The sequence below is a fragment of the Nocardia concava NBRC 100430 genome (assembly GCF_000308815.1).
GTDB lineage: Bacteria > Actinomycetota > Actinomycetes > Mycobacteriales > Mycobacteriaceae > Nocardia > Nocardia concava.
In genome coordinates this window covers 1-13,615 of sequence record NZ_BAFX01000117.1, presented here as the reverse complement: position 1 = coordinate 13,615, position 13,615 = coordinate 1, and the positions used below count along the sequence as shown (strand labels likewise).

Sequence of the window (13,615 nt, the reverse complement as noted above, 5' to 3'; positions counted from 1 at the left end):
TGCCGGGATGACGGGGTGGAACATGCGCGGGAGGGCGGCGCGCCGATGCTGCGCGGGGGAAAGTTCCGAACAGCCTTTTTGTTGTCGCTCCCGGTTTAGTATCGGCGCGGCAGTCGTCGCCCAGCCCGCCCGATCCAGGAGCCGAGGGAGCGCGCATGTCCGGAGTACTCGAATGGGCGAGGGCGGAAAACCTGCAGCCCGAACCGATCACGCTCGACGTCTGGAAGAAGCTGCCCCGCGACTTCTGCCGGCTGGTCGAGGTCGTGAACGGCGATGTGGTGCGCGCGGAATCGCCGCCCCTACCGCATCGCAATGCCGCACGCCGGCTCGCCTCCATGCTCGAGGCCGCCGCCGAAACCCATATGAGCCGCTACAACGACGGCTGGCTCTACGTCGGCGTCGACCAGGACGTGCTGCTGTGGGAACACCCGCGGCTCACCGTCCGCCGCCCCGACGTGGTGCTGTTCTCCTGCGCCCCAGCCGATATCGGCCCGCTGCAGGCCCCGCGCGTGAAGATCGCCATCGAGGTGGTCTCCCCGGCCACCGAACGCGTCGACACCGCAGACAAGCAGGCCGAGTACGCGCTGGCCGGAATCCCTTGGTACTGGCTGGTCTACATGGATCGCGACCGGGTGCACGCGATCCAGACCCACGTGCTGGTCCTGGGCCACTATCGCCCGCACCGCCGCCTGGACCCGTTCGTCGGCGAGACCGTCATGGACATGCCGATCGAGATCCGCATCGACTGGACCCGCCTGATCGGCCTGATCCTCTGACCGTATGAAAAAGCGCTCGACCACAGGAAAAAGCGCTGCCCGCCGGAAACTCCAGGCGGGCAGCGCTTTTCGGTGGCGAAATCAGTGCGCCCCGATATTCGCCTTCGCCATGTCGTCGGCCTGACCACCGGCCGACTTGGCGTGCCCGACGAACAGTGCCGAAGCGACGACACCGATCACCAGGATCGCGGCGGGCAGGTACATGGACTGGCTCAGTGCCGTGCTGAGCTTCTCCAGCAGTGGATCACGCACGACCGCGGGCAGATCCTGCAGGCTCTTGCCGCCGGTGCCCTCGCCGATCGGTCCGCTCTGCAGGCCCTGCGCGGAAATGCGCGCGGTCAACAGCGCCGAGATCGCGGCCGAACCCAGAACCGACCCGACCTGCCGGGTGGTGTTGTAGACGCCCGCGCCCGCACCGGCCAGCTGCACCGGCAGGTTGTGGGTGGCGGTGGAGGCCAGCGGCGCCCAGATGCAGGCATTCGCGATACCGGCCAGCCCGCCGACGATCATGAAGATCGCGATCGAACCGTCCGGCTTCATCAGGGTGGCGAACCCGAACAGGGTCGCCGCGAAGAGCGCGAACCCGAAGGTCGGAATGACCCGCGGCGCGACCTTGTCCGAGATCTTGCCGATGATCGGCGCGAACACACCGGTCAGAATCGCCATGGGCGCGAACACCAGCGCCGACCGGGTCGGCGACATGCCGTGCACCTGCTGCAGATAGAAGTACGAGGGCACGAACACGCTCGTCACCGCCGCGCCCATGGCCGCGATGGCGATATTGGACAGCCCGAAGTTGCGGTCCTTGAACAGGCTCAGCGGCACCAGCGGCTCACCGGTATTGGTGGCCTGGTTCCAGATGAACAGGCCGAACACCACCACACCGGCGATGATCATGGCCCAGATCCAGGCGTCCCAATGGTGGGTATTGCCCTCCTGGATGCCGAACACCAGCAGGAACATGCCGATTCCGGACAGCGCGACGCCGACCAGATCGAACTTGTGCTCATGCGTCGGCAGCGACGGCACCAGCCACCAGGCCAGCGCGAAGGCGATGATGCCGATCGGCACGTTCACGTAGAAGATCCACTGCCAGCCCTGCCAGTCCACCAGCACGCCGCCCAGGATCGGGCCGACCAGCGTCGCGAGCCCGGCCACGCCGCCCCACAGGCCCATGGCCGCGCCGCGCTTGTCCGGCGGGAAGGTACGGGTGATGACGGCCATGGTCTGCGGCGTCATGAGCGCCGCGCCCAGGCCCTGCACGGCGCGCGCCGCGATCAGCATCTCGATGGTGGTCGACTCGGCGCACCACAGCGAGGCCAGGGTGAAGACCGCCAGACCGATCAGATAGATGTTCTTGGGGCCGAAGCGATCTCCGAGCCGGCCGGTGACCAGCAGCGGGACCGCGTAGGTCAGCAGATAGGCCGAGGTCACCCAGATGACATTGGAGACATCGGCATGCAGGTCCTGCATGATCGCCGGATTGGCCACCGCGACGATGGTCATGTCCAACAGGATCATGAAGAAACCCACTACCAGCGCGTATAGCGCCAGCCACGGATTGCGTTGAGTGGACATGGATTCGGGTTCCTATCTCAGGGTTGATTGGTGAGATCGACGCGCTCGCCGGTCTCGTCGTCGAAGGTTTCCCACTCGAGTTCGCCGCTCTCGAGCTCGGCGATGAAGCCGCGCAGCCATTCGGCCTCGGCGCTGCCCTGCGCGCGGATGTAGTCGACGCGGACCCAGTACCGCCGGGGCACGCCGCGGGCGGCGGCCAGATCGCGCAGGGACAGCAGATCGGCGAGCCGGGATTCGATCCAGGCAACGCGTTCGCGGAGGGCGGCGATGACCTCGTCCACGGGTAAATTGTGCGCTTCGGCCAAAGCGGACACGAAGGCCGGGTGTTCCTTGACGGGCTCGCGCAGCAGTTCGGTCACCCGGGTCCGCAGCGCCTCCCGCCCCGCCGTGCGAATCCGGTAGGTGGTGCGTTCGGGCCGGTTACCCGCTCGATCCGTGCCCTCGGCGGCGACCAGTTCCTGATCCGCCAGCCGGGCCACCGTGTGATACAGCGAGCCGGGCTTGATCTTGACGAACTCGTCCTCGTGCCGGCTCAGCATGAGTTGGTACATCTCGTACGGGTGCATCGGACGCTCCTCCAGCAGCGCGAGAACCAGCATCCCCAACTGGGTCAGCGCCGGTGTCGTCTGCTTCCTGGTCACTACGACCTCCGTCCCCGGCGACGCTACCCCGCGTCCCCGACATGCTCCGTACCAAATATTCCACGTGGAATATACGGCGTGGAGCATGTCCTTGGCAAGGATGCGGAGCCTGCCTTGGCAAGCCCCATCGAAAACCCTTCGGTAACATCAACTTTCGCTAGGGAAGTAGCGGAAAGAGGTAAACGCAATGGCAGATCAGGATTCGAACACTCAGGACACCGCCGCGGCCGATGGCATCGCCGCGATGATGGCCGCCTGGGATATCAAGGGCACGAGCGATTCCTCTGCACAGCAGGCGGATTCAGCGGGCGAATAGCGCGTCGGCGTCCCGACCACAACAGCCCGCCGAGTTGCACTCGGCGGGCTGGTTCGTACATAGCCGGATGGTGTATGCCTCGGACTATAGGATCGACCTGTCGCCGTCCGCTGTGCGAGGAGCGCACCATGTCTGACCTGTTCGATTGGGCTCGCCTGGAGAACCTGCAGCCCGCGCCGATCACGGTCGAGATCTGGAAGGAACTGCCGGAAGACTTCTGCCGTCAGGTGGAGGTTGTGAACGGCGAAGCAGTTCGGGCTGAGGCGCCGATGCGGCCTTACCAGAAGGCGGCCCGCCGAATCGCTGACATGGTCGAAACTGCTGCGGCCGCGCGCATGGAGCGCTACAACGATGGATGTCTGGACGTCGACATCGATTTCGATGTGTTGTTGTGGGAGCTGCCGCGCACCACCATTCGACGTCCCGATGTGGCGTTGTTCGAATGTGCTCCGCCGGAGTGGCGACCGCTCCGCGCGTCGATGGTCAAGCTGGTGATAGAGATCCTGTCACCGGGTACCGAGCGTGTCGACACAGCGGACAAACTCGCGGAGTATGCGCTGGCAGGAATCCCCTGGTACTGGATTGTGCATATCGCCGATAACGCTGTCGCCGCGATTCATACCTACGTTCTTGATCATGTTCTGAATCAGTATCGGCCGCACCAGAAGCTGGAGTGGTTCGACGGGACGGTCCAGATCGACATGCCCATCACCATCGATCTGGACTGGAATCGGTTGACTCAGCTCTCTCGCTGAGGAACGCGAGCTCCTTCGCGGTCGGTAGGCCGCAACTACAGCGGCGGGGCCGGATCTCGTGAGAGATCCGGCCCCGCACTGGGTTTCGGTTGATCAGACCGTCGGGGCGAAGGCCTCGTTGACGATCTCGGCCTGCTCCACCGCGTGCACCTTGGACGAACCCGAGGACGGGGCCGACATGGCGCGGCGCGAGATGCGGCGCAGCTTGCCGAAGCGGGCCGGGAGGATCTCCGGGAGGTTCAGGCCGAAGAAGGGCCAGGCGCCCTGGTTGGCCGGTTCCTCCTGGACCCACGCCAGATCGGTGGCGTTGGGGTACTGCTCCAGGGCCTCGTTGAGGCGGAACTTCGGGATCGGGTACAGCTGCTCGACGCGGACGATGGCCACGTCGTCGCGGTTGTTCTTGTTCTTCTCGGCCACCAGCTCGTAGTAGATCTTGCCGGAGGTGAGCAGCACCCGCTTGACCTTGGAACGGTCGCCGTTGCCCGACTCGTAGGTGGGCTCCTCGAGCACGGTGCGGAACTTGTTGTCGGTGAAGTCCTCGACCTCGGACACGACAGCCTTGTTGCGCAGCATGGACTTCGGGGTGAAGACCACCAGCGGGCGGCGGATGCCGTCCAGGGCGTGGCGGCGCAGCAGGTGGAAGTAGTTCGACGGGGTGGACGGAACCGCCACCGTCATCGAACCCTCGGCGCACAGCTGCAGGAACCGCTCGATGCGACCCGAGGTGTGGTCCGGGCCCTGGCCCTCGTGACCGTGCGGCAGCAGCAGCACGACCTCGGAGAGCTGGCCCCACTTGGCCTCACCGGAGGAGATGAACTCGTCGATGATGGACTGCGCGCCGTTGACGAAGTCACCGAACTGCGCCTCCCACAACACGAGTGCGTCCGGGTTGCCCAGCGAGTAGCCGTACTCGAAGCCGACCGCGGCGTACTCCGACAGCGCCGAGTCGTGCACCGCGAACCAGCCCGGGTTCTTGGACCCGATGTTGTGCAGCGGGGTGTACTCGTTGCCGTTCTTGCGGTCGATGATGACCGAGTGGCGCTGCGAGAAGGTGCCGCGACGCGAGTCCTGACCGGTCAGGCGGACGGCCTTGCCCTCGTCGATGAGCGTGCCGAAGGCCAGCAGCTCGGCCATGGCCCAGTCGACCTTGCCCTCGTAGGCCATCTCGCGGCGCTTCTCCAGCACCGGCTTGACGCGCGGGTGCACGGTGAAGCCCTCGGGCACGTTCAGGAACGCGTCGCCGATGCGCTGCAGCACCGTCTTGTCCACGGCGGTAATCAGATTCGGCGGGAGCTGCTGCTCCTCCTCGATCGACTCCGACGCCTCCGGCGGGAACTTCTCCAGCTCGCGCACCTCGTTGAAGATCCGCTCCAGCTGACCCTGGTAGTCACGCAGGGCGTCTTCGGCTTCCTTCATGGAGATGTCGCCACGGCCGATCAGCGATTCGGTGTACGCCTTGCGGACCGAGCGCTTGGTGTCGATTACGTCGTACATGCCCGGCTGGGTCATCGACGGGTCGTCGCCCTCGTTGTGGCCGCGGCGGCGGTAGCAGATCATGTCGATCACGACGTCGCGCTGGAACTTCTGCCGGTAGTCGACGGCCAGCTTGGCCACCCACACACAGGCTTCCGGATCGTCGCCGTTCACGTGGAAGATCGGGGCGCCGATGAACTTCGCGATGTCGGTGGAGTATTCGGTGGAGCGCGAGTACTCCGGTGCGGTGGTGAAGCCGATCTGGTTGTTCACCACGATGTGCACGGTGCCGCCGGTGCGGTAGCCGCGCAGGCCCGACAGGTTCAGGGTCTCGGCCACGACACCCTGGCCGGCGAAGGCCGCGTCACCGTGCAGCATGAGCGGCACGACGGAGAACGAGCGGTTCTCCTCACCGGTGGCGACGATGTCTTCCTTGGTGAGCAGATCCTGCTTGGCGCGGACCAGACCCTCCAGGACCGGGTCGACGGCCTCCAGGTGCGACGGGTTGGCGGTCAGCGAGACCTCGATCTCGTTGTCGCCGAACATCTGCAGGTAGGTGCCGCGCGCGCCGAGGTGGTACTTCACGTCGCCGGAGCCGTGGGTGGCGGCCGGGTTCATGTTGCCCTCGAACTCGGTGAAGATCTTCGAGTACGGCTTGCCGACGATGTTCGCCAGCACGTTCAGGCGACCGCGGTGCGGCATGCCGATGACGACCTCGTCCAGGGCGTACTCGGCGCACTGGTCGATGACGGCGTCCATCATCGGGATGACGGACTCGGCGCCCTCCAGCGAGAAGCGCTTCTGGCCAACGTATTTGGTCTGCAGGAAGGTCTCGAACGCCTCGGCCGCATTGAGCCGGGACATGATGTACTTCTGCTCGGCCACAGTCGGTTTCGCGTGCTTCTGCTCCACGCGTTCCTGAATCCACTTGAGCTGCTCGGGATCCAGGATGTGGGTGTACTCCACACCCACGTGGCGGGCGTAGGCGTCGCGCAGGATGGACAGCACGTCGCGCAGCTTCATGCGCTCCTGGCCGTGGAAACCCGCGACATTGAATTCGCGGTCCAGGTCCCACAGCGTCAGGCCGTGCTGGGTGACATCCAGATCCGGGTGCGAACGGAACTTGTCCTTCACCAGCCGCAGCGGATCGGTGTCGGCCATCAGGTGGCCGCGGCTGCGGTAGGCGTTGATCATCTCCTGGACGCGGGTCGACTTGTCGATGCCGCGTTCCTGAATGTCCTTGCGCCAGCGCACCGGCTCGTAGGGGACACCCATGCCGTGGAAGATCTCGTCGTAGAACTCGTCGGAGATCAGCAGGTTGTGCACGGTCCGCAGGAAGTCGCCGGACTCCGCGCCCTGGATGATGCGGTGGTCGTAGGTCGAGGTGAGGGTCATCAGCTTGCCGATGCCCATCTCGGCCAGCTGGCCGTCGCTCATGCCCTGGAACTCGGCCGGGTACTCCATGGCGCCCGCGCCGATGATCGCGCCCTGGCCCTGCATCAGGCGCGGCACCGAGTGGTTGGTGCCGATGGTGCCCGGGTTGGTCAGCGAGATGGTGACGCCGAAGAAGTCGTCATTGGTCAGCTTGCCGTCACGGGCGCGGCGCACGACGTCCTCGTAGGCGCTGTGGAACTGCGCGAACGTCATGGTCTCGGTGTTCTTGATGGCCGCGACCGCGAGCGAACGACTGCCGTCCTTGCCCTTCAGGTCGATGGCCAGGCCGAGGTTGGTGTGCGCCGGGGTGACCGCGTTGGGCTTGCCGTCGACCTCGGCGAAGTGCCGGTTCATGTTCGGGAAGGCCTTGATGGCCTGCACGATCGCGTAGCCCAGCAGGTGGGTGAAGGAGATCTTGCCGCCGCGGGTACGGGCGAGGTGGTTGTTGATGACCAGACGGTTGTCGATCATCAGCTTGGCCGGGATGGCGCGCACCGAGGTAGCGGTGGGGATCGCCAGCGACGCCGACATGTTCTTGACGATGGCGGCGGCGGGGCCGCGCAGCACCTTGGACTCGTCCTCGGCGGCGGGCTTCGGACCGCCGGAGGTCGGGGCCGCGTTGGAGGTCGGGGCGGGGGTGGTCTGGGGGGCTCGAACCTGCGCGGGAGCCGGGGCCGGGGCGGCGGGGGCAGCCGGAGCGGGAGCAGGGGTGGCTACAGGGGTGGAATTCACGGCGGGGGCCGCGGCGGCGGGGGCCGGAGCGACGGCGGTGACCGCCTGGCTGTTGTTACCGGATTCGGACGTGTTCTCCGGCGTGTAGTCCGCCAGGAACTCGTGCCAGCTTTCATCGACGGACGAGGGGTCTTGCTTGTACTTCTGGTACATCTCGTCGACAAGCCACTGGTTCTGTCCGAACTGGTCTGTTGAGCTGCTCACAGCAGGTGTTCGCCTCATTTCGTTCTTCGCGCTGCGACGTTTGTGACGTGCCCGGCACGGGTAATCGGCGGATGCGCGCCGATGCGCCCCCACTGAGGATATGCCCACCCCTGTTCGCCTTTGGGCATGGCTACCACCGAGCGGACACATTCTCGCGTGACGACTCGTCCTCAGCCGAGAATATGCCTTCCATCGCCTGGGCCGCAGCCCACAGGCGGTAGTACGCGCCGCGCGCCGCGAGTAGTTCCTCGGGCGCGCCGATTTCGCTGATCTGTCCGTGCTCCACGACCGCGATCCGATCGGCCTGCGCGGCCGTCGCGAGCCGGTGCGCGACGATCACCGAGGTCCGCCCGCGCGTCACGGATTCGCTCGCTACCAGCACCGATGCCTCGGCGGCCGGATCGAGGACGGCGGTGGCCTCATCGAGCAGGAGCAGGTCGGGCCGGACCAGTTCGGCGCGGGCCAGCGCGATGAGCTGACGCTGCCCGGCCGAGAGCCCGCGCCCGCGTTCCCCGACGGGTTGGTGCATGCCGCGCGGTAATGCCTGGATGGTTGCCAGTGCGCCCACCGCCGCGGCCGCCGCTTCGATCTCCGCGGGGCTCGCCAATGGTTTTCCAAAAGCAATGTTGCCGGCGATGTCACCGGTGAAGAGGTGAGCTTCTTGCGGCACCACACCCAGCCGTGATCGGAACTCGGTGAGGCGATAGTCGCGAATGTCCACGCCATCCACGCGGATTGCGCCGGTGTGACTCGAATCGTGGTTCGTTTCATGCCCTTCCGCTATGGAGAACGGGGCAACACCGTCGGGAATTTCGTGATTCCTGTCACCTGACACGGGTTCTCGCGGCAGACCCTCCGGATCGCGGGGCATGTCGTACAGGCGGGCCAGCAGCTTCACGATGGTCGACTTCCCCGCACCGGTTTCCCCAACCAGCGCCAGGCTGCCGCCCGCCGGAATGGTCAGGCTGACACCGTCGAGCGCGGGCCGGACCGCGCCGGGGTACTGGAAGCGCACGTCCTCGAAGACCACCTCGCCGCGCAGGTGCCCGTCGATGACGGCGGGTTCCAGCGGATCCGGTGCGATCGAGGACGGCGTGCGCAGCAGTTCCCCGATGCGCCGCAACCCGACTCGCGCCTGCTGATATCCGTCGAACAGCTGCGACAGCTGCATGATCGGCCCGAACAGCAGCTGGAGATACAGCACGAATGCGACCAGCGTGCCCGGCGTGGTGGTCCCGTTCGCGACCGCCCACGCCCCGGTGAACACGACCGTGGCGAGCGCGACGTCGGCCCACATGCCGACGAAGGCGAAGAAGGTGGAGATGGCCCGCTGTGCCCGCATCCGGCTGACCCGGAAGTCATTGGAGTAGCCCGCGAACCGCCGCGCGGACACGGCCTCGTGCCGATTGGCCTGGATGACCCGCAGGCCCGCGACGTTCTCGGCGAAGTCGGCATTCACGGTGGCCGAATGCTCGCGCGCCGCACTGTAGGCGGCATCGGAGACCTTGCGGAACCACCAGGTGCCGAGCAGCAGCGGCGGCAGGGTCACGAAGACGATCAGTGCCAGTTGGAGGTCGATCACCAACAGCGCCACCGCGATTCCGACCACCGTCAGCAGGGCGATGAGCGCGTCGGGGAGCCCGGTCTGCATGAAGGTGGACAGCGCGTCGATATCGGTGGTCATCCGGGTCATGATGCGGCCGGACAGTTCTCGCTCGTAGAAGTCGAGCCCGAGGCGCTGCAGGTGGGCGTAGCTGCGCACGCGCAGCCCGAACAGCACGCGCTCCCCGGCCCGATTGCTCCACAGCACCGCGGTCGAGGCGACGACCCAGCCGAGCACGACCAGGCCCGCGCCGATCGCGGTGGCCCACACCAGCGCCGAACCATTGTGCTTGCCGACGCCGGAGTCCACCGCGTACCGCACCACGGACGGGAATCCCACGCCGACAAGGGCATTCAGCGCCAGCAGCACCATGGTGCCCGCGACCAGCCATTTCACCAGGCCCAGCGCGTGCCGCAGCTTGAATCCCGGATCGGGTTCGCGGATCTCGGCCGAATCCAGCCCGGGCTGTTCGGCGGCCGGAGGCAAGTCCCCGAGCACCCGGCGGACCTCTTCGGGCGTATCCCGATCCGGTTCATCGTCGGCCGTCTCCCTCGTCATTCCGGCATGTTTTTGGCCGGAATCCACAGTCGTGGAGTGGATCCCGGCCAAAAGCACGCCGGGATGACGGGGGTCGGTGCCGCCTGCAGTACCGGGTTCGGTGTCCTCGCCAATTTCCGGTCCGGGGAGCCGGATCACCCGGTCGGCGTGGGCGAGGGTCGATTCCCGGTGGGCCAGGATGAGCGTGGTGCGGCCCGAATCCGTCGGCAGGGAACTGAAGATCGCGGCTTCGGTGACCGCGTCCACGGCGGAGGTGGCGTCGTCGAGGACCAGGATGCGGGGGTCCGAGAGCAGCGCGCGGGCCAGGGCGATGCGCTGACGCTGCCCGCCCGAGAGCGTGAGCCCGCGTTCGCCGACCACGGTGTCGTAGCCGTCGGGCAGGGCATTGATGAACTCGTCGGCCGCGGCCTGCTTGGCGGCGGCCTGGATCTCGGCCTCGGTGGCGTCCGGGCGGCCCAGCGCGATATTGGCGGAGATGGTGTCGGAGAGCAGGAAGGCCTCGTCGAAGACGACGCCGACCGCCTCGCGCAGGTCAGCGCCGCGCAGGTCGGCGATATCGGCGCGGGAGTCCTTGCCGTACAGGCTGATCCGGCCGGACTCGGGGGAGTAGAAGCGGGGCAGCAGCAGGCTCAGCGTGGACTTGCCCGAGCCCGCCGGACCGATGATGGCGACCGTCTCGCCGGGCGCGATATCGAGGCTGAAGTCGTGCAGCACGGGACGTCCGGGCTCGAAACCGAAGGTGAGCCGGTCGATTTCGATGCCGAGCGGACCCTGCGGCAGCTCCACCGGCCGCTCGGGATCGATGCGTTCGGGTGCGCTGTCGATGACCTGGTGGACGCGGTCGGCGGCGGCGCGGGTCAGCTGCGCCATGACGACCACGTAGGACACGATGCGCGTCGAATTGGTCATGGTCGACACGTAGGCGACGAAGGCCAGGAAGGTGCCCAGCCCGATGCTGCCGTGGAAGGCCAGCAGCCCGCCCACCGCGATCACCGCGACCAGCCCGGCCTGCGGAATCGAGCCCAGCGTCGGGCTGAAGCGGGCATCGATGCGGGCCGCGCGCATGCGCTCGGCGTAGAGCTTGCGCCCGTGCGATTCGAGCAGGTCGACCATGCGGGCTTCCTGCCCGAACCCCTTCACCACGCGCACGCCGGTGACGGTCTCCTCGACGTGCTGGGCCAGATCGGCGGCCCGCTGCTGCGCGGACCAGGTGGCCGCGTACAGCCGCGGCCGCACCCGGTAGACGACCAGCGCCAGCACCGGCACCACCAGTAGCGCGGCCAGCGCCAAAGGCGGTGAGAGCCACAGCATCACGCCCGCGGCAAGCAGGAATTGCAGCGCCGCCACCGACGACCACGGGCCCATGGCCAGCAGTCCCTGCACCAGGGTCAGATCGCTGATGGACCGGGAGATCACCTGCCCGGTGCGCAGTTCGTCCTGCCCGGGACCGTCGAGCCGCTGCAACGCGCCCAGCAGATCGATGCGCAACTCGTGCTGCACGTCCAGGGCCAGCCGCCCGGCCAGCATGCGCCGCCCGAAGGAGGCCAGGAACCGCCCGACGGCGAGCACGCCCAGCGCCACGGCCATGGCCGCGATGATGCCGGTGTTTCCGGCGGTCGCACCGTCCAGCGCGTGCTTGGCCAGCAGCGGCCCGGTCACCTCGACCACCGCGCCCAGCGTGATGGTCAGCCCCAGCCCGGCCAGCATCCACGGGTGCCGCCTACATCGCTGCCACAGGCGGCGCAGCCAGCCGCGATCCTTCTCCACATCCATCGAACTCATCCCGGAGAACAAGAACTACCCACCCCCACTTTGTTCCCGCTGCGACCCGTTGTTCCAGTGTGCGTCCGGGCACCGACAGACAGGCCGGGACAGCGCCTTGTTTCGGGCGCGTCGGCGTGGTCGGCTGGATATATGCCGATTCAGCGTCTCAATCACGCCGTTCTGTTCGTCTCCGATGTGGAGCGTTCCGCCGCCTTCTATTGCGACGTGCTCGGCTTCCGCAGACTGCCCGGTGGCTTCCCGGGCGCGACCTTCCTGCAAGCGGCGGGCTCGGCCAACGACCATGACCTGGGCCTGTTCCGATCACCCGACCCGTCGGTCGCGCATCGCACCGGCCGCATCGGCCTCTACCACCTGGCCTGGGAGGTGGACACGCTCGGCGAATTGCAGCGGGTCCGCGACGCCCTGATCGCCGCCGACGCCCTGACCGGCGCGTCCGATCACGCCTCCACCAAGGCGCTCTACGCCGCCGATCCCGACGGCATCGAATTCGAGGTCTGCTGGCTGGTTCCCGATGCCGCAGTCGAGGCCGAACTGGCCGCCATGACCGCGCCCAGCGTCCCGCTGGACCTGCCGGGCCTCATCGACAAGTACGGCGCGGACACCCCGGGCGGCCCGCGCACCGATCACGAGGTGTGGCGGCGGCTCGCCGACCGAACCTGATCAGATATCGCGGCGGGTGAAGAAGTACCAGCCCGCCGCACCGGCCGCGGCGCTCCAGATCACCAGCAGCGCCATGGCCGCGGGCGTCGGCGCGATGAGCGCGCTCTTGGCATAGCGCCCGCCGCTGATCGCACCGACCGTCGAGGCCACCGGCAGGATGGCCGCCAGCCCGCCGAATCCGATAGCGCGCGCGGTGATCCAGATCAGCGGCTCGAGCACGGCCCAGCCCAGGATGGCGGCCAGCGCCCGGGTCGGCGAGCGCAGCACGAAGCCGAGCGCGGACCCGATGACCGCCCAGCACAGCGCCGCCAGCGCCGTGCCGACGAGGATCCCGAAGAAGCCGCTGTCCATGGGCACCCGGTCGCCGCCCGCCAGTCGCATGGCCGCGCCGCCGAGCACCTCCATCGCCAGCACCGTGCCGAGCGAGAAGGCCGCCGCGACAGCCAGTTTCGAGCCGAGCAGCAGGTTGCGGTCGGGCGTGAACAGCGTGCTCATGGCCATCGATCCGGACTCGAACTCCGAGGCCGTGCCCAGCGCCCCGAAGGCGGCCGCCGACGCCACCGTCAGCACCAGCACCCAGATGGTCAGCAGTGCGGCCCAACCGGATCCGGTGCTGAACCCCTCCTCGTGGTTCCCGCCGGGCTGGAACGCCGTGCCCAGCGCGATGAACGCCGCCACGCCCGCCACCACGACCCCGCCGCCGATCAGCCAGTTCAGCCGCACCGAAGTCACCTTGCGCACTTCGGAATTCGCGGCCCGCGCCACCACCGGCGGCACCGTCAGGTTCATCGAGCGTCCTTTCGTCGAGCGCTGCGGTTCGCGTGATGGCCGAGGCCCGGCTCCGTCATTCCGGCGTGCTCTTGGCCGGAATCCACGGTGGCGGAGTGGATCCCGGCCAAAAACATGCCGGGATGACGAGATATGCCGCGGATATCGCTGCGGCGCAGCGACCTCACCGGTACGTCCCGTAGACGGCGGAGGGCGGGTAATTCGGGGCCGGGGCTCCGGTATGGGTGAGCGTGGCCAGGACCTGGTCCGGGTGGACGTGCTCCTGGGTGATCTCGGTGAGTTGGACGCGGGCGCTGGAGGCGGCCGATTCC

Annotated in this window: 9 protein-coding genes; 4 read left to right on the top strand and 5 right to left on the bottom strand. The window is 67.4% G+C overall.

The annotated features are described in order from the left end of the window. Positions 1-155: 155 nt before the first annotated feature. On the top strand, positions 156-776 hold the full coding sequence (locus ON43_RS42820) for a Uma2 family endonuclease (RefSeq protein ID WP_051179337.1): 621 nt from the start codon (positions 156-158) through the stop codon (positions 774-776). A gap of 81 nt (positions 777-857) precedes the next feature. Here the strand turns inward: ON43_RS42820 and ON43_RS27330 are convergent, their stop codons facing one another. Together ON43_RS27330 and ON43_RS27325 are read right to left on the bottom strand one after the other, a co-directional pair. After that, positions 858-2,354 (bottom strand): DHA2 family efflux MFS transporter permease subunit, encoded by a 1,497-nt coding sequence (locus ON43_RS27330; RefSeq protein WP_040812034.1) that lies wholly within the window; start codon positions 2,352-2,354, stop codon positions 858-860. A 17-nt stretch (positions 2,355-2,371) separates the two neighbouring features. Next, entirely contained in the window at positions 2,372-2,995 is a 624-nt protein-coding gene (locus tag ON43_RS27325) for a PadR family transcriptional regulator (protein ID WP_245568771.1), read from the bottom strand. Positions 2,996-3,182: 187 nt separating this feature from the next. Between ON43_RS27325 and ON43_RS46865 the strand changes: the two genes are divergently transcribed. Further along, positions 3,183-3,311, top strand: a complete 129-nt coding sequence (locus tag ON43_RS46865; RefSeq protein WP_281033348.1) for a hypothetical protein — start codon at positions 3,183-3,185, stop codon at positions 3,309-3,311. A 128-nt stretch (positions 3,312-3,439) separates the two neighbouring features. Continuing rightward, positions 3,440-4,066, top strand: coding sequence for a Uma2 family endonuclease (locus tag ON43_RS27320; protein ID WP_051179336.1), 627 nt, complete (start codon positions 3,440-3,442; stop codon positions 4,064-4,066). A gap of 93 nt (positions 4,067-4,159) precedes the next feature. On the opposite strand, the gene ON43_RS27315 is transcribed toward ON43_RS27320, so the two are convergent. Together ON43_RS27315 and ON43_RS27310 are read right to left on the bottom strand one after the other, a co-directional pair. After that, positions 4,160-7,927 carry a multifunctional oxoglutarate decarboxylase/oxoglutarate dehydrogenase thiamine pyrophosphate-binding subunit/dihydrolipoyllysine-residue succinyltransferase subunit gene (locus ON43_RS27315; protein ID WP_083913763.1) on the bottom strand — a complete coding sequence of 1,256 codons (3,768 nt, stop codon included), beginning with the start codon at positions 7,925-7,927 and terminating at the stop codon, positions 4,160-4,162. Positions 7,928-8,039: 112 nt separating this feature from the next. Continuing rightward, positions 8,040-11,852 carry an ABC transporter ATP-binding protein gene (locus ON43_RS27310; RefSeq protein WP_051179335.1) on the bottom strand — a complete coding sequence of 1,271 codons (3,813 nt, stop codon included), beginning with the start codon at positions 11,850-11,852 and terminating at the stop codon, positions 8,040-8,042. A gap of 132 nt (positions 11,853-11,984) precedes the next feature. Between ON43_RS27310 and ON43_RS27305 the strand changes: the two genes are divergently transcribed. Next, entirely contained in the window at positions 11,985-12,515 is a 531-nt protein-coding gene (locus tag ON43_RS27305) for a VOC family protein (RefSeq protein ID WP_040812028.1), read from the top strand. On the opposite strand, the gene ON43_RS27300 is transcribed toward ON43_RS27305, so the two are convergent. Beyond that, positions 12,516-13,304, bottom strand: a complete 789-nt coding sequence (locus tag ON43_RS27300) for an ABC transporter permease (RefSeq protein WP_051179334.1) — start codon at positions 13,302-13,304, stop codon at positions 12,516-12,518. Between the last annotated feature and the right edge of the window lie 311 nt (positions 13,305-13,615).

Coding starts and splice junctions, on each gene's coding strand:
- ON43_RS27310 (WP_051179335.1), bottom strand. CDS start 11,852: ATGAGTTCGATGGATGTGGAGAAGGATCGCGGCTGGCTGCGCCGCCTG.
- ON43_RS27330 (WP_040812034.1), bottom strand. CDS start 2,354: ATGTCCACTCAACGCAATCCGTGGCTGGCGCTATACGCGCTGGTAGTG.
- ON43_RS46865 (WP_281033348.1), top strand. CDS start 3,183: ATGGCAGATCAGGATTCGAACACTCAGGACACCGCCGCGGCCGATGGC.
- ON43_RS27320 (WP_051179336.1), top strand. CDS start 3,440: ATGTCTGACCTGTTCGATTGGGCTCGCCTGGAGAACCTGCAGCCCGCG.
- ON43_RS27315 (WP_083913763.1), bottom strand. CDS start 7,927: ATGAGGCGAACACCTGCTGTGAGCAGCTCAACAGACCAGTTCGGACAG.
- ON43_RS27300 (WP_051179334.1), bottom strand. CDS start 13,304: ATGAACCTGACGGTGCCGCCGGTGGTGGCGCGGGCCGCGAATTCCGAA.
- ON43_RS42820 (WP_051179337.1), top strand. CDS start 156: ATGTCCGGAGTACTCGAATGGGCGAGGGCGGAAAACCTGCAGCCCGAA.
- ON43_RS27305 (WP_040812028.1), top strand. CDS start 11,985: ATGCCGATTCAGCGTCTCAATCACGCCGTTCTGTTCGTCTCCGATGTG.